This is a genomic window from Streptomyces sporangiiformans (assembly GCF_005768555.2).
Taxonomy (GTDB): domain Bacteria; phylum Actinomycetota; class Actinomycetes; order Streptomycetales; family Streptomycetaceae; genus Streptomyces; species Streptomyces sporangiiformans.
In genome coordinates, this window is the sequence record NZ_VCHX02000150.1 from 50,062 (window position 1) to 75,669 (window position 25,608).

General features: G+C 69.3%; 21 protein-coding genes and 2 pseudogenes. 11 read left to right on the top strand and 12 right to left on the bottom strand.

The window, feature by feature from the left end:
* Nucleotides 1-138: 138 nt before the first annotated feature.
* Together FGD71_RS23120 and FGD71_RS23125 are read right to left on the bottom strand one after the other, a co-directional pair.
* Complete coding sequence (locus FGD71_RS23120; RefSeq protein WP_119102416.1) at nt 139-1,050, bottom strand: M56 family metallopeptidase; 912 nt, start codon at nt 1,048-1,050, stop codon at nt 139-141.
* Complete coding sequence (locus tag FGD71_RS23125; RefSeq protein WP_119102417.1) at nt 1,047-1,421, bottom strand: BlaI/MecI/CopY family transcriptional regulator; 375 nt, start codon at nt 1,419-1,421, stop codon at nt 1,047-1,049. Before FGD71_RS23125 ends, FGD71_RS23120 begins: the two co-directional genes overlap by 4 nt.
* 83 nt (nt 1,422-1,504) lie before the next feature.
* Here FGD71_RS23125 and FGD71_RS23130 point away from each other — a divergent pair, with 83 nt between their 5' ends.
* The 7 genes and pseudogenes from FGD71_RS23130 (at nt 1,505) to FGD71_RS23165 (ending at nt 12,133) form a co-directional block, all read left to right on the top strand.
* On the top strand, nt 1,505-1,921 hold the full coding sequence (locus FGD71_RS23130) for a DUF6153 family protein (RefSeq protein ID WP_240436720.1): 417 nt from the start codon (nt 1,505-1,507) through the stop codon (nt 1,919-1,921).
* A gap of 88 nt (nt 1,922-2,009) precedes the next feature.
* Nucleotides 2,010-2,639, top strand: coding sequence for a DUF305 domain-containing protein (locus FGD71_RS23135; protein ID WP_119102419.1), 630 nt, complete (start codon nt 2,010-2,012; stop codon nt 2,637-2,639).
* 1,495 nt (nt 2,640-4,134) lie between these two features.
* A complete protein-coding gene (locus FGD71_RS23140; protein ID WP_119102420.1) occupies nt 4,135-5,286 on the top strand; it encodes a PLP-dependent cysteine synthase family protein in 1,152 nt (383 codons plus the stop codon).
* Nucleotides 5,286-6,584 (top strand): MDR family MFS transporter, encoded by a 1,299-nt coding sequence (locus tag FGD71_RS23145; RefSeq protein ID WP_119102421.1) that lies wholly within the window; start codon nt 5,286-5,288, stop codon nt 6,582-6,584. Before FGD71_RS23140 ends, FGD71_RS23145 begins: the two co-directional genes overlap by 1 nt.
* Nucleotides 6,585-6,849: 265 nt before the next feature.
* Nucleotides 6,850-8,442, top strand: coding sequence for a phosphoglycerate dehydrogenase (serA, locus tag FGD71_RS23150; RefSeq protein WP_119102422.1), 1,593 nt, complete (start codon nt 6,850-6,852; stop codon nt 8,440-8,442).
* 597 nt (nt 8,443-9,039) lie between these two features.
* Nucleotides 9,040-9,285, top strand: a pseudogene (locus FGD71_RS49040) (response regulator); the annotation flags it as partial.
* 1,108 nt (nt 9,286-10,393) lie between these two features.
* Nucleotides 10,394-12,133: a VanW family protein gene (locus FGD71_RS23165; protein WP_119102423.1), complete on the top strand. Its 1,740-nt coding sequence runs from the start codon at nt 10,394-10,396 to the stop codon at nt 12,131-12,133.
* Between the two features lie 354 nt (nt 12,134-12,487).
* Here the strand turns inward: FGD71_RS23165 and FGD71_RS23170 are convergent, their stop codons facing one another.
* Nucleotides 12,488-13,168, bottom strand: coding sequence for a TVP38/TMEM64 family protein (locus tag FGD71_RS23170; protein WP_119102424.1), 681 nt, complete (start codon nt 13,166-13,168; stop codon nt 12,488-12,490).
* A gap of 369 nt (nt 13,169-13,537) precedes the next feature.
* On the opposite strand from FGD71_RS23170, the gene FGD71_RS23175 reads away from it, so the two are divergent.
* The 3 genes from FGD71_RS23175 to FGD71_RS23185 all read left to right on the top strand — a co-directional run bounded on the left by FGD71_RS23175 (nt 13,538) and on the right by FGD71_RS23185 (nt 15,603).
* On the top strand, nt 13,538-13,741 hold the full coding sequence (locus FGD71_RS23175; protein WP_119102425.1) for a hypothetical protein: 204 nt from the start codon (nt 13,538-13,540) through the stop codon (nt 13,739-13,741).
* 189 nt (nt 13,742-13,930) lie between these two features.
* A complete protein-coding gene (locus tag FGD71_RS23180) occupies nt 13,931-14,572 on the top strand; it encodes a GNAT family N-acetyltransferase (protein ID WP_119102426.1) in 642 nt (213 codons plus the stop codon).
* A 104-nt stretch (nt 14,573-14,676) separates the two neighbouring features.
* Complete coding sequence (locus tag FGD71_RS23185; RefSeq protein WP_240436721.1) at nt 14,677-15,603, top strand: M15 family metallopeptidase; 927 nt, start codon at nt 14,677-14,679, stop codon at nt 15,601-15,603.
* Here FGD71_RS23185 and FGD71_RS23190 read toward each other — a convergent pair.
* From FGD71_RS23190 to FGD71_RS23205, 4 genes and pseudogenes are all read right to left on the bottom strand, one after another.
* Nucleotides 15,591-16,256: pseudogene (locus tag FGD71_RS23190) on the bottom strand (rhamnogalacturonan lyase B N-terminal domain-containing protein); the annotation flags it as partial. The gene FGD71_RS23185 and the pseudogene FGD71_RS23190 sit on opposite strands and share 13 nt — an antisense overlap.
* Before the next feature lie 30 nt (nt 16,257-16,286).
* Nucleotides 16,287-17,114: a pectate lyase gene (locus FGD71_RS23195; RefSeq protein ID WP_119102428.1), complete on the bottom strand. Its 828-nt coding sequence runs from the start codon at nt 17,112-17,114 to the stop codon at nt 16,287-16,289.
* A gap of 112 nt (nt 17,115-17,226) precedes the next feature.
* A complete protein-coding gene (locus FGD71_RS23200) occupies nt 17,227-18,072 on the bottom strand; it encodes a hypothetical protein (protein ID WP_119102429.1) in 846 nt (281 codons plus the stop codon).
* Entirely contained in the window at nt 18,069-18,635 is a 567-nt protein-coding gene (locus FGD71_RS23205) for a SigE family RNA polymerase sigma factor (protein ID WP_119102430.1), read from the bottom strand. The genes FGD71_RS23200 and FGD71_RS23205 overlap by 4 nt, the downstream gene beginning before the upstream one ends.
* Before the next feature lie 277 nt (nt 18,636-18,912).
* Between FGD71_RS23205 and FGD71_RS23210 the strand changes: the two genes are divergently transcribed.
* Entirely contained in the window at nt 18,913-20,361 is a 1,449-nt protein-coding gene (locus FGD71_RS23210) for an NCS2 family permease (protein ID WP_119102431.1), read from the top strand.
* 41 nt (nt 20,362-20,402) lie between these two features.
* Here the strand turns inward: FGD71_RS23210 and FGD71_RS23215 are convergent, their stop codons facing one another.
* The 5 genes from FGD71_RS23215 to FGD71_RS23235 all read right to left on the bottom strand — a co-directional run bounded on the left by FGD71_RS23215 (nt 20,403) and on the right by FGD71_RS23235 (nt 25,579).
* Entirely contained in the window at nt 20,403-21,857 is a 1,455-nt protein-coding gene (locus tag FGD71_RS23215; protein ID WP_119102432.1) for a peptidoglycan D,D-transpeptidase FtsI family protein, read from the bottom strand.
* 54 nt (nt 21,858-21,911) lie between these two features.
* Nucleotides 21,912-22,571 carry a response regulator transcription factor gene (locus FGD71_RS23220; RefSeq protein WP_119102433.1) on the bottom strand — a complete coding sequence of 220 codons (660 nt, stop codon included), beginning with the start codon at nt 22,569-22,571 and terminating at the stop codon, nt 21,912-21,914.
* A complete protein-coding gene (locus tag FGD71_RS23225) occupies nt 22,568-23,977 on the bottom strand; it encodes a sensor histidine kinase (RefSeq protein ID WP_119102465.1) in 1,410 nt (469 codons plus the stop codon). Before FGD71_RS23225 ends, FGD71_RS23220 begins: the two co-directional genes overlap by 4 nt.
* Nucleotides 23,958-25,025 (bottom strand): hypothetical protein, encoded by a 1,068-nt coding sequence (locus tag FGD71_RS23230; RefSeq protein ID WP_119102434.1) that lies wholly within the window; start codon nt 25,023-25,025, stop codon nt 23,958-23,960. Before FGD71_RS23230 ends, FGD71_RS23225 begins: the two co-directional genes overlap by 20 nt.
* Nucleotides 25,026-25,105: 80 nt before the next feature.
* Nucleotides 25,106-25,579 carry a GNAT family N-acetyltransferase gene (locus tag FGD71_RS23235; RefSeq protein WP_119102466.1) on the bottom strand — a complete coding sequence of 158 codons (474 nt, stop codon included), beginning with the start codon at nt 25,577-25,579 and terminating at the stop codon, nt 25,106-25,108.
* Nucleotides 25,580-25,608: the final 29 nt, after the last annotated feature.

Here is a 25,608-nt window from a genome sequence, read left to right on the forward strand (position 1 = left end):
TGGATCCGACACTGGGCGCGAGCCTTGGCCCGCGCCCAGCGTCGCATTCATCGAGCAAGTTAGAACTTAGTAGCTTCGTATTATGCATCGCAAGTGAACCGAGTCACAGCGGCCTCATGCGGAGCTGTCTGTACGGCGTCAGCCGAGACCTGGCGGGCAGGCGACCAGTAGCGGCAGCAGTGGCATCGTCACGACCACGGCGGCCGCAGAACCCCACAGAACGGGGTGCGGGGCCTTGCGGGGGCCGAGTACTCGCTTCAGGCGGATCAGGACGTTCTGGCCGCCTGCCGCCAGCGCACCCTTCGGAGTGCGGGCCGCCGCCATCTCGTACATCGCCGTGGCCAGCACCTCGTGGGAGTGGCTGCGCAGCGCGCGGTCGTCCGCGATCATCTCCAGCAGGAGCGCCGTCTGCTCACGGGCATGGCGGGCCAGCGGCAGCCACCGGAACACCGAGTGGAACGCTTCCACGGCGGCCAGGAACAGGTGGTGGCGGCCTGCGATGTGAGCCTGCTCGTGCTCCAGCACGGCGGCGAGCTGCTCGGGCGTCAGCTCGCGCACGGCCGCGTCGCTGATCACGATCCGGGGATCACGGCCGGGCAGACAGTAGGCGGCGGGGACGTCGTACGGCAGGACGGTGGCGCTGAGCCGGGCCGAATGGCGGCCCACCAGGTCGACAGCTGTCCGGTGCTCTGTCCGCACCCGACGGGCTCGTACGACATGGAAGGCGAAGCTGGCGACCAGGGCGATCCCGATCGCGGCAGGGACGCCGACGGCGAGCCGGTCCGCGGTGTCCGGGTCGGGCTGAGCCGTGCCCACGTCCACTCCGCAACTGTGCAGCAGGCCTACCAGGCCTGCGTGCAGGTGCTCGGCCGGCATGGCCAGGCTGTACGCGGCGAGCGCGGCCCCGATCGAGAAGGAGACCGCCAAGGCGTGCCACGCCGCTGCCGCCAGCGCTGGAGCCCGGTGCGACCAGCTACCGCGCAGCATGAGGTGCGGGGCGACGAACCCCACCGCAGCCGTGTAGCCGACCAGGGCCGGAGCCGCGTTCACGACTCGGCCTTGGCCTGTCGTCCCACGTTTCGCAGGGCCCTGCGCAGGGCGGCCTGTTCTTCACCGGACATGTTCTCGACGAAGTGGACCAGCGCGGCCGGGCGGTCCTTGCTTTCACCCAAACCGTCCTCCATGAGCGCGGCGGAGTACGCCTCGCGGCTGCGCACCGGTGTGTACAACCAGGCGCGCCCCTGCTTGCCCCGCAGCAGCCAGCCCTTGGAATACAGGATGTTCGTGACGGTCATCACCGTGGTGTACGCGACGGGACGGGTCTTGTTGATGTCATCCACGACCTCACGCACCGTCGCCGGACGGTTCCACGTCCAGAGACGATCCATGATCTCCGCCTCGAGATCCCCCAGCCGTCGCATCGCCCTTACTTCCTTTCACCACCGAGTACGCAAGTCCATAGTAGACGGCCGCTCAGTCGATGATCTATGCCTACGATGAGGCCGTGACCCGCTTCGGACAGTTCGCTCAACCGCACTCGACGGTGCGGTCCTGTGGGCTGCTCGTATGTGCTCTGCTGCTGGGCCTCCTCGGCATGCATGGCCTCGGGCCGGTTCCCGAGGCCGCCCCCGCCTCGGGGCACGACCGGATGGTGTCTGCCGTGTACACGGGCGTGGACGTCATGGCGTCGATGCCGGGTGCGTGTGATCATGGCGAGGGCGGTTGTCAGGGTCATACGGACCATGCCGATCCGACCTGTGCTTCGGCGTCCCTGGCCGGAGGCCCCGTGGTGGCACCGGTGTTCCTGCCCGATATGGCGGCCTGCGTCGGCGCGGCGGATGTGCCCGCTTCGTCGGTCGTTGATCTCGACGGCGGCCGCGCTCCGCCCTCACTCTCCGAACTTCAGCTCCTGCGGATATAGAGCGCCCCACGCGTCGCCGTACGCCCACAGGGAGGCGGCGCCGCGTCTCGGTATGCCCTTCACGAATCCGAATGCAGGAGATCAACTCATGACCGCACACCGCAAGCTCATCCGCCGTACCGGTCTCGCCGCCACCGCGGGAGTGGCAGCCCTCGTGCTCGCCGCCTGTGGCGGCGGAGGGCACGACATGGGGTCCATGGGCTCCGACTCGAGCCCGTCCACGCCCGCCTCGGCCAAGGCCGGCAACCACAACGACGCAGACGTCTCCTTCGCGACGGACATGATCCAGCACCACCGTCAGGCCGTCGAGATGGCCGACCTGGCCGCCAGCCGGGCCTCCTCACAGGAGGTCAAGGACCTCGCCACGAAGATCGAGGGGGCGCAGGACCCGGAGATCAAGACGATGTCCGGCTGGCTCACCTCGTGGGACGAGGAGGTGCCCGCTGACATGTCCGGCATGGAGGGCCACGACATGTCGTCCGGCATGCCCGGCATGATGAGCAGTGAGGACATGGACAAGCTGGAGGAGGCCTCCGGCGCCGAGTTCGACAAGATGTTCCTCGAGATGATGGTCAAGCACCACGAGGGCGCCATCACGATGGCCAAGACCGAGAAGGCCAACGGCGAGTACGGTCCCGCCGTGAAGCTCGCGGACGACGTGATCACGGCGCAGACCGCCGAGATCGAGCAGATGAACAAGATGCTGGGCAAGAGCTGACGCGACGACAGAAACGGTGGCCGGGGCGGTGCGCACTGCCGTCCGGCCACCCCGTTTTTCTGGTCTCCAGGGCCGTCGCGCGGGGTCGAACAAGGCGTTTGCGAACGATGAAGTCCCCAGCCATTTGGCGGGGTTGATCCGATCGGGTGCCCCCTCGCCGTTATGTGGCTGGGTTCACGCGATGTTCTCCTGAGACGGCATGCCAGAGCTTCGCGATCAGGTTAGGATCACAGCGTGATTACGGTCTTGTCTCCTTCTCGTACGCCGAGGAGCCGCTCATCAGCGGCTCTGTGGCGTGCGCTGGGGCTGGGCCTGTTTCTCTTCGGCCTGCTGTATACGCACGCCGCCAGCCCTGACACCACGGCGACTCACCTCGCCTCCGACAAGGGCGTCTCGACGTCGGACGTTCATTCCGGGCCCACTGCCGAACATGAAAACGTTGCTAGTGCCACCTCGGCACACGAAAACGTTGTGAGTGTCACGTCGGCGCAGCCGGCGAGCGAGCAGCCGGAGGGCCATCACGACGGCCACGGTCAGCAGCACGCCGATGCGGACTGTGCGATGGGGCAGCCTTCGCAGGGTCCCGCTGTAACGGAGCCCTGCGCGTCTCCGCTGAGCTCGGAGAACGGCGACGGGGCGGCTGGCTCCGCGCCCGCCCGTCATGCCGCCGCGGCACGGGACTTCGCGGTCCCGAGAACGCAAGCAGCGGACTCCGCGGTTCTTCGTATCTAGGTCAGCGCCTTCCGAACCGGTCGACCCTTCCCGGGATTCATGGACTCGGCCTGCACAAGGTCGCGTCACGCCTCCCGGCGACCGGTCCATGGCGTCTGACCTCCTGCGCACAGCGCCCCACAGCGTGGCGTCGGGAGGGTCGACGGCTCTCTTCCCTCACCCCCCACTGATCCCTGCCTCGAACGGGAGAGTTCCCGTACGGGCAGTGACCGCCGCGCGGAGGACCTGTGCCGCCCACCCCTGCCCTTTCCTGTGCCTATGACTCATGCGTACGTCCGCTCCGGAAGAGCCGACTCGTCCGGGGCACGCTGTACGCCCTGCTGTGCATGCTGCTGGTGTGCCTCGGCGATCAACGCCATGCGCCGGAGTCGCCCGCTCGATTGGCCGCAGCGTCGAGTGAAACCCCCCAACCCGCGGAGGGCTCCGACGGCGAGAATCTCGACCCGTCCGAGTCTCCCGACCGTTGCCACGGTCCCCGCCTCGCGCAGGCGGTCTCCCCACAGTCGAACGCTCGGGTCCCGCCGCCCGCTGTCACTGCGCTGACGCTGACGGACACCACAGCAACTCCCGTGCGCCAGTCCCCTGGCGCCGCCCGAAGACTGCTGCCCAGCGGCGGCCGGTCCGTGCTCACCGCCATCTGCACGTGGCGCATATAGGAGCCACCCCGCGGGTCGGCCCTGGTCGCCCCGCCGCGCGTCGCGCCCTGGCCGCCGCGCGAGATGAGCATCCGCACGCGTCCCTACCGATACGAGAGCGAAAACCAATGCACTCCATGACCAAGAGTGACCTCACTCCCGCCGGCTCCGGCTCCGCCCTACGGGGGCTTGTCGGCAACACCCCGGTACTGCACGTCTCCCAGCCCTTCACCGAGCCGGACCGCGGCTTCTGGGCCAAGCTGGAGGGCTTCAATCCCGGCGGCATCAAGGACCGTCCGGGCCTGCACATGGTTGAGCGCGCCCGCGCCCGCGGCGAACTCCAGCCGGGCGCCAGGATCATCGAGTCGACCAGCGGCACCCTCGGTCTGGGGCTCGCACTGGCCGGAATGGTCTACGGGCACCCCGTCACACTGGTCACCGACCCGGGGCTCGAAATGTCCATGACCCGACTGCTGAACGCATACGGAGCTCAGGTCAATCTCGTCTCCGAACCGCACCCCACCGGTGGCTGGCAGCAGGCCCGCCGCGACCGGGTCGCCCAGCTGATGGAGCAGCACCCCGGCTCGTGGTGCCCGGACCAGTACAACAATCCTGACAACACCACCGCGTACACGCCGCTCGCCCTCGAACTGGCCACGGAACTTGGCCACATCGACGTACTGGTGTGCAGCGTGGGCACCGGCGGACACTCCGCCGGAGTCTCCCGCGTACTCCAACAGCTCTACCCGGACCTCAAACTGGTCGGCGTCGACACCATCGGGTCGACCATCTTCGGCCAGCCGGCCCGCCCCCGCCTGATGCGGGGTCTGGGCTCCAGCATCTACCCGCGCAACGTCGCCTACGACAACTTCAGCGAGGTGCACTGGGTCGCCCCGGCGGAGGCGGTGTGGACCTGCCGCCAGCTGGCCGCCTCCCACTACGCCACCGGCGGCTGGAGCGTCGGCGCGGTGGCGATGGTCGCCGGCTGGCTGGCCCGCACCCTGCCCGCGAACACCCGGATCGCGGCGATCTTCCCCGACGGCCCGCAGCGCTACCTCGGCACGGTCTACGACGACGACTACTGCGCCGCCCACGGCCTGCTCGACTCCCCACCCGCGCCCGAACCGGAGGTGATCGGCCGCCTGGACGAGAAGGAGGTCACCCGCTGGACCCGGTGCACCACCGTGGTCGACCCGCTCACCCTGAACAGCGAAGAGCAGAACACCGACGTCCTGGAACTTGCCGGCGCCGCCGAGGCCGGCTCCGAGGAGACGGCCTGATGAAGAGCACCCTCGCGCAGGTTCGTACCTACGAGCGCAGCGTCCAGCTGTTGATGGTGAATCAGTTCACCATCAACCTCGGCTTCTACATGTTGATGCCGTACCTGGCCGCGTATCTGGCAGGTCCCGTGGGCCTTGCGGGCTGGACCGTCGGGCTGATCCTCGGCGTCCGCAACTTCAGCCAGCAGGGCATGTTCCTTCTCGGCGGAACGCTGGCCGACCGACTCGGCTACAAGCCCATGATCATCGCTGGGCTGGTGCTGCGCATCGTCGGCTTCGCGACCCTCGGGTTGGTGGAGTCCGTACCCGCCCTGCTCGCCGCTTCTGCGGCGACGGGGCTGGCCGGGGCGCTGTTCAATCCCGCCGTACGAGCCTATGTCGCGGCGGACGCCGGTGAACGCCGAGTCGAGGCATTCGCCCTGTTCAACATCTTCTACCAGGCTGGGATCCTGCTCGGCCCGCTGGTGGGCATGCTGTTGACCGGCGTGAGTTTCCGCGTCACGTGCCTGGTCGCGGCCGGGATCTTCGCTCTGCTGAGCATCGTTCAGATCCAGGCCCTGCCCGCCCGCCGGGGCGACGACGCCAAGCGCGGGCAGGACCAGGAGGGCGTGCTGTCCCAGTGGCGGGGCATCGTGTCCAACCGGCCGTTCCTGCTGTTCTCGGTTGCCATGATCGGCTTCTACGTCATGCAGTTCCAGGTCTATCTCGCCCTGCCGCTGGAGGTACGCCGCCTTGGTGGCGAGGGGACTTTCGGCACGGCGGCGGTGGCGGTGCTGTTCGCCGTCTCGGGCTTGAGCACCATCCTCTTCCAGACCAGGGTGACCGCTTGGTGCAAGGCCCGCATGGAACCGGGCCGCGCACTGACCTGGGGGCTGCTGACCATGGGGCTGGGGTTTGTTCCGCTCTTGGTGGCCACCGCGGTTCCGGTACCGGATGGCGGGGTGGGGCTGTGGCTGCTCGCGGCCGTGCCACCGGCGCTGTCCGCGCTGCTCCTCGCGATCGGCACGATGGTCGCGTATCCCTTCGAGATGGACACCATCGTCCGCCTCTCCGGTGATCGCCTCGTCGCCACTCACTACGGCCTGTACAACACCATCTGCGGCATCGGCATCACCCTCGGAAACCTGCTGACGGGTGCGGCGCTCGACGCCGCCCGAGCGGCCGGGATGTCCGCGCTGCCGTGGGTGGCGCTGTTCGCACTCGGCCTCGCCTGCGCGGCCGCCCTCCACGGCCTGCACCGCACCGGCCGGCTCGCATCACCTGCGCGCGACAGGCAGCGAGAGCCCGCGACCGCATAACACCACGTCCTGTGCCGGAGGGGGCGGACGAGTTCGCTTCTGTCCCCTCCGGCCGAGCACGCCCACGTCGATCGTCGGGCACGTGCGCCCACGGACACAGACACGCGCGCACTACGCCGCTCCGCCCTCTGCGCCGGCGCGGCGAGTCACGTCTCAACGCCGGCCGCACTCCTCCGGCACCCGCAGAACCCCATCGCAAGTCGCCACCGCCTTCGGCCGCCGAGACGGCCGCCCGCCAAGCAATAGGTAAGGACTGAAGACCACCGTGAGCCCCAAACCCGCCGTACTGATCGCTGAAGAGCTGTCGCCCGCCACCGTCGAAGCCCTGGGCCCGGACTTCGAGATCCGGCACTGCAATGGCGCCGACCGAGCCGAGCTCATTCCGGCGATCGCCGACGTCGACGCGATCCTCGTGCGCAGCGCGACCAAGGTCGACGCCGAGGCCATCGCCGCGGCCAGGAAACTGAAAGTCGTCGCCCGCGCCGGCGTCGGCCTGGACAACGTCGACGTAACCGCCGCCACCAAGGCCGGCGTGATGGTCGTCAACGCCCCCACGTCCAACATCGTCACGGCCGCCGAGCTCGCCTGCGGCCTGCTGATCGCCACGGCCCGCAACATCCCGCAGGCCGACACCGCCCTGAAGAACGGCGAGTGGAAGCGCAGCAAGTACACGGGCGTGGAGTTGAGCGAGAAGACCCTCGGCGTCGTCGGGCTCGGCCGCATCGGTGTCCTGGTCGCCCAGCGCATGTCCGCCTTCGGCATGAAGATCGTCGCCTACGACCCATACGTACGGCCCGCCCTGGCGGCGCAGATGGGCGTCAAGCTGCTCTCACTGGACGAGCTGCTCGAGCTCTCCGACTTCATCACCGTGCACCTGCCCAAGACCCCTGAGACGCTGGGCCTGATCGGCGAGGAGGCGCTGCACAAGGTCCAGCCACACGTCCGGATCGTCAACGCCGCGCGCGGCGGGATCGTCGACGAGCAGGCGCTGTTCAACGCGCTGAAGGAAGGCCGGGTCGCGGGCGCGGGCCTGGACGTGTACGCGCAGGAGCCCTGCACGGACTCCCCGCTCTTCCACTTCGACCAGGTCGTGTGCACCCCGCACCTGGGCGCCTCCACGGACGAGGCCCAGGAGAAGGCGGGTGTCGCCGTCGCCCGTTCCGTCCGGCTCGCGCTCGCGGGCGAGCTGGTCCCCGACGCGGTCAACGTGCAAAGCGGCGTCATCGCGGAAGACGTACGGTCCTGGCTGCCGCTCGCCGAGAAGCTCGGCCGGATCTTCACCGCCCTGGCGGGCGAGGCCGCCGTACGGCTCGACCTCGAGGTGTACGGCGAGATCACCCAGCACGACGTCAAGGTCCTCGAACTCTCCGCGCTCAAGGGCGCCTTCGAGGACGTTGTCGACGAGACCGTGTCCTACGTGAACGCCCCACTCTTCGCGCAGGAGCGCGGCGTCGAGGTCCGCCACGCCACCAACTCCAAGTCCCCCGACCACCGCAACATGGTGACCGTCCGCGGCACACTCGCAGATGGCGAGGAGCTCTCGGTCTCCGGCACCCTTGTCGGCCCCAAGCACATCCAGAAAATCGTGTCGGTGGGTGAGTACGACATCGACCTGGCGATGGCCGACCACTTGGTTTTCCTGCGCTACGCCGACCGCCCCGGTGTCATTGGCACCGTCGGCCGTGTTCTCGGCGAGGCGCGCCTCAACATCGCAGGCATGCAGGTCTCCAGGGCTGCCCTCGGCGGTGAGGCTCTGGTGGTCCTGGACGTCGACAACAACGTCCCGACCGACGTTCTCAGCGAGATCGCCCAGGAGATCGGCGCCACCTCGGCCCGTTCGGTCAGCCTCGAGGGCTGACCGACAGCACAACCGTACGGACTCGGGCGCGGTGCACCGCCGCGGCGGTCAGCCGGGCCCGAGTGCTGTACAGCGGGTCCAGCGGGAATGCGCGAAGGCGGACAGCCGGCCTGTGTTCAGAGCCGTAGGCCCCGGCCTGCGGACCGCCGCAGCCGCTTTCCGCCAGGCGCGGGTCCCGCGGGGCGATGCTGATTGCCGCCGAGGCACCCGGCGGAACGACCGCGCTGTGCCCGCGCCTGCGGGCGGGAAGCGGCTGCGGCGGCCGTGTCTCGGGCGTAGTCGTCGGCCAGGCGTGGTTGGTCGGCGGTGTTGCGGGCGCTGACCAGGGACTGGCTCAGCTGTTGCAGCGCAGGCGCTCAGCAAGACCGGCGCCTGCCGGGCGGTGGCCGACGGCGCCCAGCGGTCCCGGACATCGGCGTAGCGCGCGTCACGACGGCGGCGAGCGGGGCACGGAATCCCCGGCATGAGGGAGCGGGCCGCACTGTATGGGGGAAGCGTCAGAGTCGGACCGCGCCCCGGCGGCGGCTGGAGCGACGCCGTCCTCCCTCGTGCGCCGGACCCCACCTCGGAACTGCCGCGAACAGCGTGCAGCTCGTCATGACGACCGTGCTCATCGTCGGCGACCAGCGACTGCACCGGCCTGGGCTTCCGCATGCTGCTGGAGAGCACGCCCGGCACCGAGGTCGTCGGCGAGGCCACCCACGGCGCAGAGGCCGTCCGCCAGGCAGCCGAACCACGCCTCGACGTGGTCCGCCCTACGCCGCACTGCGCAGCGGAGCCACCGGCTTCTTCCTCAAGGGCGCCCTCCCGGACGAACTGCTCACCGGGATCCGCCACCTGGCTGATCCCCGGCCTGGCCGACCCAGGAAGCCGCGCAGCAACGTGGAAGCCCTCTACTCCTCCACGGCGTTCCGGGCACACAACGCGCCCAGATGCCGCACGCCACGGCGCGGACGACGCGGTACTGGCGAAACTTGACGGAGACCGCGCTCACCAGGCGTAACACCGCGCAGGGAACTCGGAGACCTGCCGCGCCAGCACGTACACCCCCGGCAGCAGCACCCTTCCTGCGCCCGTGGCGCAGGAGCCGGACCTCTCGTGCAGCTGCTTGATCCAGGGGTCGCGGCCGACGTGGCCGCCGGCAGCCGTCCGCGGGAACGGAAGTCGGCGACGGGCGGGCGGGCGGCGGCAGCGAGATGCCGAACAGCGATCTGTCCCGACCTGTCCATCTGCACTCCTCGCCCACCACCGGCGATCGTGACCGAGGTTACCGCCAAACAACTAACTGACTTAGTTCGCTAGGAGATAAAGTGTGCCGCCCAGCCGAGGAATCGGCTCGGCGGCGAGACAGAACGGCACCGCCGCCCTCGGTCACCCCGGAGAACAGGAGCTGTTGTGCCCATCGCGCAGTGCTCGGCCCGCCCCGCGCCATGTCGCCGCCAACTCCGGTCGCCTGGGGAGCGCCTTCACCGCTCTGTCACCAGGGGCAGATAGTGGCGGACCGGCGGGACGGCCACCGAGGAGCCCGGGCCGGGCCGACGCGCACGGGTAGCCCGTCGCGATCGATCCCTCACAGCCCGGTGTCAGGTGGTCATCGACATTCGGGATCTCCGGCGAACTTCTCCGCCGGTGTGGGAGGGGCAGCTGGCGCGAGGGCGGAACCGGATCGGAAGTGCTGTCGTCGGCGCTCCGCGGCCCGCGGCCCGCGGCCCGGCTCCGGCGGCCAGGGTCTCCGCTTGGCGGAACCGGCGGCCGGGCCTGTCCCTCGGTGCGCCGCCGCCCTGCTGGTAGGAACCGCCGACCCGAAGGTGCGGCAGGCGGCGGCTCCGGACCCTGACCGGTGACGGAGCTGACGGAATCACCACCAACCTCATCCTTTTCATCAGCCGGCAAGCGGCCCTCGTACGGACCCTGCCCGCGGCACGCGACAGTCACAGACTGAGGAGAACCAGTGAGTCGCTCATCCCTTCTCGACCCACCAGCCGACAGCACGTCGGCCGATCGTCGCCGAATAGGCCGCCGGGTCGCGCTCATCGCGGGAGCCGCGGTTGTAGGTTTCGGCGGGCTGTATCTGGTGGGCCTGCTGGCCTCCGGTGACGACATCCCAGCAGGCACCAGGGTGAGCGGTGTGGACATCGGGGGCCTTGGTCGCTCGCAGGCACGGGAGAAACTGAACAGCAGCCTGGGCGGGGCTTGGTCGGAGCCGGTGAAGGTACGCCTCGCCGACAGTGACGGCACCGTCGACGTGGCCGGCATATCTCTGGACAGTGAGGAGACCGTCGCCCGTGCCGCGCAAGCAGGGTCCGACCCGTTCACCGTGATCGGCCGCCTGTTCACGAGCGGTGACCGCGAGGTCGAACCGGTGATCCGCGCGGACGAGGCGAAAGCCCGCGCGTCACTGGCCGAGAAGGCGAAGACGTACGACCGGAAGGCACGGGAAGGTGACGTCACCTTCCATGCGGGCGAGCCGGTGCCGACGCGACCGGTCACCGGGCGGTCCCTGGACGTGGACGGCGCGGTCGAGGCCCTGGCCTCGTCGGTCCCGGGCCAGGGGAAGGAGCCGGTCCGGCTGCCGGTCCGCACGATCCAACCCCAGGTCGGCGCAGCGGAAGTGAACCGCGCGATGAAGCAGTTCGCCACCCCCGCGATGTCGGCGCCCGTCACACTCACCGCGGACGGCCGGGAGATCGAGATCAGTCCGGCGACGCTCGGCAAGCACCTCACCATGAAGCCGGACGGGAAGAAGCGGCTGACACCCGAACTCGACAGCAAAGGGCTCCTGGCCGATCCCGCGCTGGCCAGCCCGCTCGCGCTGGCCACCGACGAGGCGGTCAACGCGAAGCTGCGCCTGGACGGCGGGCGGGTGGCGGTGGCCTCGGACGGCAAGACCGGACAGGAGGTCACGGCCCAGGCGCTCAAGAAGGCCGTACTGCCGCTGCTGACCCGCACCGGGGCGGCCCGCACCGGAGCGGTGGCCACCGCGAAGGTAGAGCCCAAGCTGACCCGTGACAACGTGGGCCGCCTGGGCATCAAGGAGAAGATGTCGAGCTTCACGGTCGACTTCGAACCCGTTCCCTACCGCGTCACGAACATCGGCCGTGCAGCGGAGCTGATCGACGGGTCGGTCGTGCTGCCCGGCGAGACGTGGAGCCTGAATGGCACCGTGGGCGAGCGGACCGAGGCCAACGGGTTCGTGGAAGGCATCATCATCAACAACAACCAGTTCGAGAAGGCGGCCGGAGGCGGCGTCTCCACGGTCGCCACCACGGTCTTCAACGCCATCTTCTTCGCCGGAGTCAAGCCGGTGGAGTACGGGGCGCACTCGTTCTACATCGAGCGCTACCCGGAGGGCCGTGAGGCGACCGTGGCCTGGGGCAGCCTCGACCTGAAGTTCAGGAACGACTCGGGCAACGCCCTCTACATCGACGCCGAGGCCACGGACACCTCCGTCACGGTCACCTTCCTCGGCACCAAGAAGTACGACTCTGTGGAAGCGGTCAAGGGCCCGCGCACCAACGTGAAGCAGCCGGGAACCCGCGAGGGAGCATCTGGAGAGAAGTGCGTGCCGCAGACCCCGCTCGAAGGCTTCGACGTCGCGGTCGACAGAGTCTTCAAGAACGACGGCAAAGAAGTCGAGCGGGAGACCTACAAGACCCGCTACGTGCCCCGCGACGAAGTCACCTGCGACTGAGCGACCGCCGGATGACGAGCGCCGGACCCTGCGGCGCACCCCTGGACGGGGGCCGGCCGACAGGGCCTCGTGCACCGTGGTCGTCGACTGCTGGTCAACGGGATCGCTGGTCTGCGGTGCCCGCCGGTAGGTATGCGGCTGAGCGCGGTGGGGTTCCCAGTCGGCAACCCGGGCGGGCGGGTCGGCCCGCAGGCGGGCGTGCGCCTCGGGGATGCCTGGCAGTTATTCGGAGGCGAGGGTAGTGAGGAACAGCGCCCGGTTGAACCCCTCCTGGGCCTCGCGGATCTCGTCGTCCCACCGTCGAGGACGGCTGGCTGTGGCACACGGCCCTCGGGCGTACGTTCCCGCCGTTGGTCAAACCGGCTCGACGGCCTTCGGCGGAGTGCGCTTGCGTCGCCCCCGCCGCGCGATGGCGAGGGTAAGCACCATCATGGTGACGATGGCAGCGATCGAGACAAGAAACGCTGGCGAAGTGGGGGATGATGCTGTGGCTCCGGCGGTCACGTATGCGGCGGTGCCAGGCAGTACACCGAGCGCGGTCGCGGCGGTGAAGGACCACGGGCGCACTCCGGAGAAGGCAGCGGCGAAATTGACCCCTTGGAACGGCACGCCGGGCACGATGCGGAGCAGCAGCACGCTGACGAAGCCCTGATCGGTGAGGCGGCGGTCGAGGGCAGCGAGGAGCTTCCTCTTCAACAGTGGCTGAAGCGCTTCCCGGCCGAGGCTGCGGCCGAGCCCGAAGGCGAGCACCGCGCCGAGAGTGGTCCCGATCACAGCCAGCGCCAGCCCCTCGGGAATGCCGAAAATGGCCCCGGCGGCGGCGTTGAGTACCGGCTTCGGAAAGAAGGCGAGGGTGCCCAGCGCGAATACCACGGCGAAGGCCGGTCCGGCCCAGATCCCGGGCACCATGGATGTGAAGCCTTGGGAGAGTAGCCGCTCCGGGTTCCACACCAACAGGGAACAGGCAGCACCCACGAGCAGCACGATGAGCAGCGTGAGGCGGGCTCTTGGCTGCAGCTTCGGTATCTTCTTCATCTTCCTTGTCCGGTACGGGGTGGCATGGCATGCGGTGACGGAGGATGCCGGCCGTTCCGGGCCTCTGCGCGGAAGGTCCGCAACGGCATTGGCGTGACCGACGGGATCAGGGCCGGTCGGGAATGCCCTGCATCTGTTTGACCTCGGAGGACTGGTTCTTCACCACCTCGTGGGCGAGCTCCTTGGCAACAACATTACGGCCGTTTCTTCTGCTCGTTCGCCATCTCGATCACACGCGGCCGACCTGCCAGCGATGGCCTGGCCGCCAAGGGCACGGACTTCTACCGCATCGGCATATCCGGCGCAGGCCGCTTCCAGGCCGCTGCCCTCAAGCTCCAGAAGATCGACGACCGCCATGGCGGCGCGCAGATGGTGGATGCCGCAGGCCGTTTCATCGATCACGTCGAGGCTCCCGCACGGCGCTGCACCTACGGGAGCAACCTGCAGACCCACCTGTACTGCGCCTCGGGTGAGATGGCCACGAGCGCGGGCTGGTTCGCGTTCGACGCGGGCCGGCAGAAGATCGCGCTGCGGGTAGCGGTCTGCCTGGTGGAACCGCGGGCCGTCAGATAGGGCCAGGCGGTACTGAACTACTAAGTTTCTACGCAGTGTAGTAATTTCTTCTACGTGGACGCCGACACGCGCTCAGCCGCGTACCCGAGCCCTGCCCGACTCGCCCCGGGCCAGATCCCGGCCGGGCCTCCGAGCCCGGTGACGAGAGACATCCGACCCCCGGCGCACGGCGGCCTTCGAATACGGTCCATGGGTCCTGACGACCTCCCATACGTGGTGGCCGAGCACTTGAGGCATTTTCCGGACGGCTTCTTCGCCCGCCTTGGGTCGAAGTTCCTGACCGCGTACAACCGGACCTACCTCACCTGTCCGGACGCGCGCGCCTACATCGCAGAGATGGGCGGGCAGCCGGTGGGCTTCCTCGTCGGTGCGACCGACCCGGCGGCGCACCGCCGCCATGTGCTGCGCGACTACGGGCGCGGGCTGCTGTTCCGCGCCCTCGGCAGCCTGTGTCTGCGGCCCCGCCTCGCGCTGCACTTCCTACGTACTCGGCTGGTGCGCTACGGCCGCAAGTTGATACCGAGCCGGGCGGCCCCGCAGAGTCCAGCTGCCGGGCCCTCTGGCGTCACCGCTGTTCTGGACTACGTCGTCGTGGCCGAGCACGCCCGTGGCCGTGGCACAGGGGCTCGGTTGATCGCGCGGTTCGTGAAGGAGGCCACCGATGTGGGCTGCGCGCGTGTCACTCTCGTCACCACCGCCCAGGGCGGGGCGGGGCCGTATTACGACCGGCTCGGCTGGCGGCATCAGGGAGAGATCCGCACGCCCGAGGGCCGCGTCCTCCTCACGTACGACCTCCCGCTGAACGAGGGCACGACGTCTGAGCGACACTGAGGCACCGGTCTCGGCCGACCAGCCCCGACCAATCAGATCATCCCCGTACCGGATCGCGGCCGTGCCCGGCACGGGTGTCCCGGAAGCACTCCAGGAGATTTTGCTTGACCAGCCACGCACCGGAGACGGAGCGCATGCGCGACGCGGCCCACCTCCACCACTCGAGCAGGGACATGGCGCCATCAGCCCGCGCGGGCGGGCGGCGCCGGAAGCTCGCCCTCGGCAGCCTTGTGTTGTTCTCCACGACGGCGCTTCTGGCCAGCGGCTGCTCGTCGTCGTCGGCGTCGGGGGCCGCCCCGTCCACTCCGGGTGCCGGCAGCTCCGACGGGGCCTCGGCGCGGCCCTCCGCGACTCCCAGCCCGCCCCCCACCCCTTCGCCCACACCGTCCCTGGACGCCGCCGTCAAAGAGATCACGGACGCCCAGTGGTCCCGCATGGTGGCGGCGGGACTGTGGCGCAAGGGCTGTCCCGACATCCGCGGCCAGCTGCGCCGTGTGGAGATGAACTACGTGGGCTTCGACGGCAAGGTGCACCGCGGTGTCCTCGTGGTCAACGCCGATGTGACGGTCAGCGTCGTCCGCATCTTCACGCAACTGTTCGAGGGGGGCTTCCCTGTCCGCCGTATGGAGCCGATGGAGGCCTACGGCGGAGACCTGAACGCGAGCCTGCGCGCCGACAACACCTCCGCGTTCAACTGTCGGCGCGCCGACCAGATCAACGCCCCGTTCAAGGAGTCCCCGCACGCCAACGGCCGCGCGATCGACATCAACCCGCTCGAGAACCCGTGGAAGGACCTGCGTACCAAGAGCTGGTCGCCGAGTTCCAAGTACGCCGCGCGCACCGAGGGAAAGGGCAAGATCCTCAAGGGGGGCCTGGTCTGGAGGGCGTTCACGGGGGAGGGATGGGTCTGGCAGGACATCAAGGTGCCCGACTACATGCATTTCGACACCGGGTACCCGTCCAAGCCGTTCAAGAGCCCGTCGGCCATCCCGTCCGGCTCCACGGCTGAGGAGTCAACCCCCGCGGGGTGAGTGGGGTTGGAGCGGACCATCCACAGGCCGACCGAACCGGTCTTGTAGCCGATGTAGTCGTAGTCGATGCCCCGTTCGCCCGAGTAGTGCTTGGAGCGGGTCTGGCCGTTCGACCGCTTCCAGACGTCACCGGCCTCGATGACCTTGTCGGACGCCTCCACCCAGGAGTCGGGGCCCTCGTTGGGGAAGATCCCGGCCTTGATACGGGCGATGTAACGGGTCGCCGTGAACGACGTGTCGGCCTTGTTCGTCCACATGTAGACGTTGTTCTGGCCCTTGCGTGCCGCGTAGTAGTGCTTCAGCGTGCCGTGCACCACGGAGACCAGGATCGTCGCCCCGGACTGCTTGATGCGCACGGTCGACGCGCCGAGCCCCGACTCCACATGCGAGTGTTTGCCGCCGTGTCCCTCGTACTCCTTGCCCTTGTAGACCAGCGACGTCAGGTCGCCGGTCGACTTGGAGACCTTGAAGACGAGGGAGGCGCCCGTGTCGATCACGTGGTTGGCCCCGTCGTCGGTGTGACCGAAGGTCGCGGCCGACGCCGAGGAGAGCAGCCCGGTGCCGGCAGCCACGGCCGCGCCGGAGCCGGCCACGCCCACGGCGGACGCGGCCAGCAACCGGCGACGGGTCAGGTGCTTTTTGTGCGTGCTCAAGTGCGGTGCTCCAGGTGCTGTGGCGCGCGCTTACTTGTACGTGATGTCGGAGGTCTTGTAGTTGCAGTGCGTGCCGTCGGCGTCCTTGCCGGCGGTCTGCGGCTCCTTGCCGGTGTTGTTGCCGATGTACTTCTGGCACGGCACGATCTTCTTGCTGCTGTCGCCGATGATCGTGATGCTCCGCAGAGCCGCCGAGTCGCCGTAGTTCTGGTTGATGCCCACCAGACGTGAACCGGGTGCCGTCACCTCGATGGTGTTGAAGATCGAGGTGCGCTTGTACTGCGTCGAGCAGTTGCCGCAGGACCGGTAGAGGGTCTTGAAGTCCTGGGCCGCGAACTTCGAGACGACGAGCTTGCCGCCGCCGTTGTGCTGGAAGACCTTGTCCGAGGCCTTCCGAGCCCCGCCGCCCGACACGGTGTAGGTGGCCGAGTTTCCGCCCTTGAACGTGGCGGCGTCCTCACCGACGTCCTCCCACCAGACGTTCTGCAGCGTGCAGCTGCCCGAGCAGTGGATGCCGTCGGCGCCGGGCTTGCCGATGACGACGTTCTTCAGCGTCGCGCCGTCCGCGAGCTTGAAGATCGGGTCCTGGCCCTCTTCCTGACCGTCACCGGCCAGGTCTCCGCTGCCGTAGTAGCGCTTCATCCCGCCGTCCTTGACGCCGGAAACCGGGATCGTCTTGGTGACGGGCTCACTGCCGTTGGGGGTCGGCCAGCTGGCGGCGGCGCTCGCCGACGACATGCTGGTGCCGACGAAGACCGCGGCTCCGGTCATGGTTAACGCGGCCAGGCCGCTGAGCACAGCGCGCTTGCGGTTGATCGTGCGGCGGTGGCGTGCGCTCTGTTCCGATCCTGAAGTCATGTCCCGTTTCCTTGAGGTGGGGAGAGAGCCTTGCGTCTCCCTGGTCGCCACCCGGCAGGAGGGGGTTGCCGCCCCCCGGAACTTTTTTTGCGAAGCGCTCGTTGACGCGTCTCTACGAGTCGCCGTCGTCGGTGTCCTGGCTCCCGAAATCGCCGGTCACACCCAGCTGTCGGCCGTCGGCCCGGGCGGTGGCCGCATAGCGGTCGCCCCTGGCGTCGCGGCCGCCGCGATCGTGGTCGTACTGCCCGGCGAACACGAACTCGCCGGCCGGGACCGTACGGTCCGGCTTGAGCACCCAGGTGTAGACGACGAAGCCGTCGCGCTCGCCGACCGTCAGCACGAAGTCGTCCTCGGGCAGCGAGCGCCAGGCGCCCGTCGAGGTGACCCCGCCGGTCTGCTTGATCCGCAACTCGACGTTGAGCGAGGTCAGTTGCTTGTCGGTCTTCACGGTCACATTGCTCTGCGCCCAGAAGTCGTTGCTGTGCGGGTCGACCGAGCCGTCCGACCACAGCGGGCCGTCCTCGACACCGGCGTCCGCGGGCGGAGTGACGGCCGGCTCAGGCGGCCTGACCGTGCGGGACGGGGACGCGGTCGGTTTGCCGGGACGTGAGGTGGGGGTCGGATCCGGCGGGATCGGTGCGCGGCTCGACCGCTCCGGCGACGGCTCGGGAGTCGGTGTGACCGCGACGCTCTGCTGGGCCGGCTCGTCGTCCTTCAGGGCGGACGCGGCGGCGTAGCCACCCACCGCGAGCATGCCCGCGACCGCGGCCGTGGCGCCGACTACACGGGCCCAGCCGAGCACCACCTGCGGCTGTCGGGAGGGGCGCCGGGCCCCTTCGGGTGCGGCCATGCCCCGCTCGACACGGGCCAGGATGCGCGCGCGGTCGGGCTCGTGCGCCCCGGCCGCCGCACGCAGCCGGTCGCTGAGCTCCTCGTGTACGTCCCGGTGCCCGGTCATGGGTTCCTCCCTCCGGCCCCACCGGTGCGCAGCACCGCCGCGTGCAGGTGGCTCGGGGCGTTCTCCGCCCCCAGCAACCGCAGCAACTCGGCCATTCCCTTCGACGTCTGGCTCTTTACCGTACCCACCGAGACGCCGAGGGCGAGCGCGGTGTCCTTTTCCGACAGGTCGAAGGCGTGCCGGAGCACCACACACGCCCGCTTGCGGAACGGCAGGGTGCGCAGCGCGTCCTGGACATCGACGACAGCCGGGATGTCCGGGTTCTCGCTGCTCTCGTCGCGCTGCGACCAGAACAGGGTGATGCGTCGACGCTCGCGCACCGCGCTGCGGATGCGGCTGCGCGCCAGATTGGCGACCACCCCTCGCGCGTACGCCACCGGATGGTCCGCCGCGCGTACCCGGTCCCAGCGGTGCCACAGCGCGAGCAGCGCGTCCGCCGCCAGATCGTCGGCGGCGTCCGACTCCCCGGTCAACAGATGGGCCAGTCGCGCCAGCTCGGCATAGTGCCGCTCGAAGAAGTCGTGGAACTCCGCGGAGGCGGCGTCGTCGACGACAGTGCCCACGGGCGACCTCTCCCCTTGTGATTCCCGGGCAGTACAGTTACTGCCTGCGCTGTTGCTGCGTAGTGCGTATACGGGCCCCGTGTGTCACCCGTGAAGAAATCGTGTCCATGACGGGTGAGAGCGGAGAGAGTACCAGGCGCTCGTACAGGGCTTCGAACGTCGTGTGGCAGGCCGAACTCGATTCCGTAACACGGAGAAAACCCGAAACCGGTTCAACGCAGGAACAATCCAGCCAGCATCCGCACATCAGCACGCAGGCAACAGGGAGTTATCCGCCATGCCCGAATCACAGAAGGTGGCCGACCGGCCAGGCACCGCCCCCAGCGCGGCGAACAGCGTCGACCGGTTCTTCAAGATCTCCGCACGCGGCTCCACCTTCACCCGGGAGATACGCGGCGGCTTCGCCACGTTCTTCACGATGGCCTACATTCTTGTCCTGAACCCCATCATCCTGGGCAGCGCCAAGGACAAGTTCGGCCACCAGCTCGACAGCGTCCAACTCGTCACCGCCACCGCCCTGGTGGCGGCCGTGATGACTGTCATCATGGGCGTCGGCGGCAATCTGCCGCTCGCGCTGGCCGCCGGTCTCGGCCTCAACGCCGTCGTCGCCTTCCAGATCGCCCCGCTGATGAGCTGGGACGACGCGATGGGCCTGATCGTCCTCGAAGGCCTGCTGATCTGCGTGCTGGTGGTGACGGGCCTGCGTGAAGCCGTCATGCACGCGATTCCGCAGCCACTGAAGCAGGCCATCAGCGTCGGCATCGGACTGTTCATCGCGTTCATCGGCTTCGTCGACGCGGGGTTCGTCACCCGGATCCCCGACGCCGCGAACACCACCGTGCCCGTCCAACTGGGCGCCACCGGCGCGCTGTCCGGCTGGCCGATGCTCGTCTTCTGTCTCGGCGTGCTGCTGACGATCGGGCTGCTCGCCCGCAGGGTCAAGGGCGCGATCCTGATCAGCATCGTCACGATGACGGTCCTCGCGATCGTCATCAACGAGATCGCGGACATCAAGAGCTGGGGCCTGACCACACCCGCCTGGCCCGACAAGCTGGTCGACACCCCCGACTTCGGACTCATCGGCGACTTCAGCCTGTTCGGCGCCTTCGGTCAGGCCGGCGCCATCACCGTCGTCCTGTTGATCTTCACACTCATCCTCTCGGACTTCTTCGACACCATGGGCACGGTCGTCGGCATCAGCGCCGAGGCCGGACTGCTGGACGACGAGGGCAAGGTGCCGAACCTCGGCCGTGTGCTGCTGATCGACGGCGCCGCCGCGGTCGCCGGCGGCGCGGCCTCGGCCTCCTCCTCGACCTCGTACATCGAATCGGCGGCGGGCGTCGGCGAAGGCGCGCGCACGGGCTTCGCGAACCTGGTCACCGGCGGGCTCTTCGGGCTGGCCCTGTTCCTGACCCCGCTGCTGACCATCGTCCCGCTCCAGGCGGCGGCCCCCGCCCTCGTCGCGGTCGGCTTCCTAATGATGACCCAGGTCAAGCACATCGACTGGGACAAGTACGAGATCGCCATCCCCGCGTTCCTGACGATCGCCGTGATGCCCTTCACGTACTCGATCACCAACGGCATCGGCGCCGGCTTCGTCGCCTACGTCCTCCTCAAGACGGTGCTGGGCAAGGCGAAGGACGTGCATTGGCTGCTGTGGGGCGCGTCGGCGATGTTCCTGGTGTACTTCGCGATCGACCCGATCGAGCAGCTGCTCGGAGTGTGAGAAGGGAAGGCCCCGGCACGCTCCACGGCCGGGGCCTTCCCTCAGCCCTTGAGTGCCGCCCGCATCATCGATTTGGCTACCGGCGCAGCCAGCCCGTTGCCGCTGACCTCCGAGCGGGCCGCGTTCGACTGCTCGACGATCACGGCGACGGCCACCTCCTTGCCGGTGGAGTCGTCCTTCGCGTACGACGTGAACCAGGCGTACGGCGTCTGGCTGTTGTTCTCGCCGTGCTGGGCCGTACCGGTCTTGCCGCCCACGGTCGCACCGGAGATCCGCGCGTTCGTACCCGTGCCGTCCTCGACCACGGTCTGCATCGCGGACTGCAACTGCTCGGCCGTGGACGAGCTCAGGATCTCCTTGGTGTCCGTGTGGTCGTCGTAGTTCTCCAGCACATCGCCGCTCGCGTCGCTGATCTGCGACACCATGTGCGGCGAGACCAGCTTGCCGCCGCCCGCGATGGTCGCCGACACCATGGCCATCTGCAACGGAGTGGCCGTGACGTCGAACTGCCCGATGCCCGACAGCGCCGTCTGCGACTTGTCCATGTCCGACGGGTAGACGCTCTCGTACGCCCGCACCGGAACGTCCTGCTCCTCGTTGTTGAAGCCGAACTTCTCCGCCATCGCCTTGACCTTGTCCTGGCCCAGGTCGACGGCCATCTTCCCGAAGACGTTGTTGCACGAGTACTGCAGCGCCACGCGGATCGTGGCGTCCTCGCAGGGCGCCGACTCGTTCTCGTTCGCCAGGACACGGGTCGAGCCCGGCAGGGGGTACGGATTCGGGCTGTCCGTCTTCTCGTCCACCGACGAGTACAGCCCGTCCTCCAGGGCGGCGGCCGCGACGACCAGCTTGAACGTGGAGCCCGGTGGCAGCGGCTGGCGCAGCGCGCGGTTCGTCATCGGCTTCTCGGGGTCCTTGGACAGTTTCTCCCAGGCGGCGGAGTCCGTGGAGCCGCTGATCTCCGAGGGGTCGTACGAGGGAGTGGACACGACACCGAGGATCTTGCCGTTCGTGGGGTCGATCGCGACGGCCGCGCCCTTCTTGTCGCCGAGTGCGTCGTACGCGGCCTTCTGCACGTCCGGATCGATCGTGGTGACCACATCGCCCGGCTTGGCGCGCTTGCCGGTGACCGTGTCCAACGGGTTCTTCAGGCGGTCGCTCGTACCGTCGAGCAGGTCCTGGTAGATGCCCTCCAGCTGCGTCGCCCCGTACACCTGCGAGCTGTAGCCCGTGACCCCCGCGTAGAGAGCGCCGTCCTTGTAGGTCCGCTGGTACTTGAGGTCGCCGCTCTTCACCTCCTTGGAACCGGTGACCGCGTCACCGGCCACGATGATGTCCCCGAGCGGATACGCGTACTGCTCGATCGTGTTCCGCCGGTTGTCCTTGTCGTCCGCGAGCGCCGTGCCCTCGTAGAACTGCACCCAGGTCGCCCTGACCAGCAGGGCGAGCACGAGCAGCAGAGTGAAGACGGAAGCGCGCCTGATCGTCTTGTTCATCCCGCTGTTGAAGACGAGCGGGGCGAACCGAATCGTTCCTTCCGCCCCGGTTTCTCATCCTCCTTTCATGAAGCCCGCCTCATAGGCCGCGATCACCGCCTGCGTACGGTCCCGGGTTCCCGTCTTCGCCAGGACGGACGCCACATGCGACTTCACCGTCGCGGGACCGACGCCCATGCGTGAGGCGATCTCGGCGTTGGTGAGCCCGGCGGCCATGAGCCGCAGCACGTCGCTCTCGCGTCCCGTGAGCTTCGCCACCCACGGTGGCGGTGCCGTGTTCGCGCGCGCGTGCTCGGTGGCGAGCGCCCGTACCGCCGCCGGGAAGAGCAGGCTGTCGCTGCGCGCGACCAGCCGGACCGCCTGGACCAGCGCGTCCGCGTCCGCCCGCTTGAGCAGGAAGCCGGCCGCCCCGGCGCGCAGCGCCTCGTACACGTACGCGTCGTTCTCGAAGGTCGTCACGACGACGACGCGCGGGGGCGCCTCCAGCGTGGTGAGGATCTGCTCGGTGGCGCGTATGCCATCGATCTCCGGCATACGCACGTCCATGAGGACGACATCGGGGCGCAACTCCCGTACGACGGACACCGCCTCCGCACCGGTCGCCGCCTCGCCCACGACCTCCATGTCGGGCTCGGCGGCGAGGATCGCACGGAGCGCGGTGCGGACCATGCGCTCGTCGTCGGCGAGGACGACACGGATGGCCGGGATGGTCATGCGGTACCCCTGCTTCTCTCGTTCTCTTCGCTGGTGTCGCTGATGTCACTGCTGTCGCTTGTCCTGCTTCCCTCGACGGGCAGTCGTACGTGCAGACGCCAGCCCCCGTCCGTCGGCCCCGACTCGGCCGTGCCGCCCAGCAGCCGGGCCCGGTCGGCGATGCCGCGCAGCCCGTGGCCGCCACCGGGGCGGGGAGGTGCGCCGGGGCGGGCGGGCGTGCCGGGTCGGGCTGCGGTGGCGCCCGGCACCGGGTTCTCCAGAGTGATCTCCAGCCCCGTGCCGGTGACTTCGATCCGCAGGGCCACGGTGACCTGGTCGCCCGCGTGCTTGAGGGCGTTGCTCAGCCCCTCCTGCACGATGCGGTAGGCCTCCCGGGAGACGAGCGGCGGGAGCGCCCCGGGGTCCGCCGCCACGGTGGCGGCCACGCGCAGACCGCACGCGCGGGTGCGGCGCAGCAAACCGTCGAGGTCGGCGGCGAGGGTGGGCGCGGGGGAGAGCGCGAGGTCGCCCGACCAGGGCCCGTCGGTGGCCTCGCCGTCCCTCAGCACGCCCAGTACGGCGTCGAGTTCGCCCACCGTACGGCGCGTCGTGTCCTCGATCGCGGCCAGCGCCTCGCGGACGAACTCCGGGTCGCTGCCCAGCACCCGGCGGGCCGCGCTCGCCTGCAGCGTGACCGCGCTCAGTGCGTGGCCGACGGAGTCGTGGAGTTCGCGGGCGAGCCGGTTGCGTACGGCGAGGTCGGCGGCGCGGGCCTCGGCGGCGGCGAGCCGGTCCTCCGGTGTCGGCCCGAGCAACTCCGGCGCCCAGCGGGCGAGAAGCGCCCCGCCGGCCGCCGCGCATCCGGCGAGGGCCGGCAGGGTCGCCACTCCCGCGAGCGGTGAGAGCGCCAGAACCCAGGTGTGGTCGAAGACTTCGGGCAGTCCGAGCCGGGAGTCGCGCAGCCCCACGAAGACGGGCAGCACGATCAGCACCACCGCGAAGGGCGGCACCGCGAGCGACATCCCGGCGATGATCCCGCCGAAGCCGAGATGCAGCGTGAACCACGCCGCCGTACGCCCCTTCGCCGCCCGGGTCCGCGCGGGTCCGTCGGCGAGCCGGTCGCCGTCGATCCCGCACAGCGCGCGTGCCGCCGCCACCGACATCGGCCTCGTCAGGGGGAAGACGGCGGTGACGGCGGCGAGCGGCAACCCGGCGAAGAACGAGGCGAGTTGGGGGAACAGCGACCCGGACCCGTCCCGCGATCCGAAGAGCATGGTCACGATGAGCTCGCCGACGAAGACGTACGGCATGGCGAGTGCGCCGCCGAGGATCAGATGGATCCACCGGCGGCGCGTCCGCCGACCGAACAGGGTCCGTGCGAGAAGTTCCCCAAGCTCTCGGCTTCGCTCAAGCAGGGGAGACCCCATTCGCCGGTCGCTGCGCGGGGCCGGAACCCAGTGCGGTTCCGGATCGCCGTGCGGCACGGGACCGCTCCGCGAGGAAGTACGCGCCTACGCTGACCACGAGCATGCCGACGATCATCTGCCCAGCGTAAGTGAGGTTCATCAGCCGCGTCGGCCCCTCCGCGCTGTCGTCCACGGTCAACGAGGCAAGCGACAGCCAGCCGCCCCAGCAGGCCGCGGCGCCGGAGCCGATCCAGGCCAGGGCGAGCGGCACCTTCACGGGCAGCGCGCGGCCCCGCCGGAAGGCGAGCAGCCACGCGCCGGTGACGGCGGCGGCCAGGAAGACGACGTACATGGCCTCCAGTGCGTAGAAGTCGCCGGTCCGGTCCGCGATCCGCCCCTCGCTCAGCCCCGCGGTGCCGCCGCAGGCCCAGAGCAGATGCATGCCGGCGGGGAACAACGCGAGCACGGCGGCCGCCACGGCCGACGCCCGGTGTGTCACGCCCATGGAGCCGGCCGGCAGTTCCCGGACCCGGCCCTGCCACAGGTGGCCCCAGCGGTCCCGGGCGTACAGCACGAACAAGGTCCCCAGGGCGAGCCCCTGCACGATGAACCCGGTGTACACGACCCCGAACACCCACTCGTCGAGGAACGCCGCACTCCCGGTGCCCGAGGACGTGGGCACGCTGCCGCCGAGCGCCTTGACCAGCAACTGCACCGGGAACCCGGTCATGATCGGGGCGAGCAGCCCGGTCGCCACCCACATCGGAAACGCGAGCAGCCATGCGGGCACCCGCATCCCCCAGGGGCGGGTGAGCAGCAGCGCCAGCACGATCACGGCACTGTCCAGGAGCACGCTCAGGCCGTTGGCGATCGCCATGGTCGTGCGGTGGTCCAGGAGCGAGCTGTTCTCGGGGATGCCGAGGTGACTCCCGGCCAGCCAGGCGACTTTGAGGGACACGTAGGGCGCGCACGAGACGATGGCCAGGGTACGCAGCACTCTGCGGAGACGGCTGGTGCCGGCGGCGAGCGCGGGTGTCGGTACCGCAGCGGAGGAAAGTGTCTGCGTCATGACAGCCACGCTCCCGTCCCGGGGCCGCCGGGCACCTCCTGCGCACTGCTGATCCGCCTCCGCCGCGCGGGGGAGAAGGTTCAGCCGTCCAGAGTGAGAACCAGCTCGTCGATCTCCGCCCCGCGCGCGTTCGCGAATCCCCTGTCGTGCGCGGTCACGCGGAATCCGCACTTCTCCAGGACGCGCCGCGAACCCGCGTTGTCCGCCGCGGCACGGGCGTGCAGCGGGCGCTCGGGGACCTCGGCGAGCAGGGCCTTCAGGGCACGCGTCGCGATGCCGCGGCCCCAGTACGCTCGGTCGATCCAGTAGGTGACCTCGCGCTCGCCCGGATCGCCGTACACCGAGGCGCTTCCCACGACGTCGCCGTCGACGAGGACGGTGCGCAGGACGACGTCGGGGGAGCTGCGGATCCGTGACCAGTGAGCGTCGAAGGCGTCCCGGTCGGCCGGGTCCTTGGCCGTGAACGCGGCCATCCTGAGCGAGTCCGGATCGTTCATCTGCCGGAAGAAGACGGGCAGATCGCTGTCGTGGACCTCGCGGAGCGCGACCTCCATGTCCCCCGCCTCCATGCTTCCTGAACCGC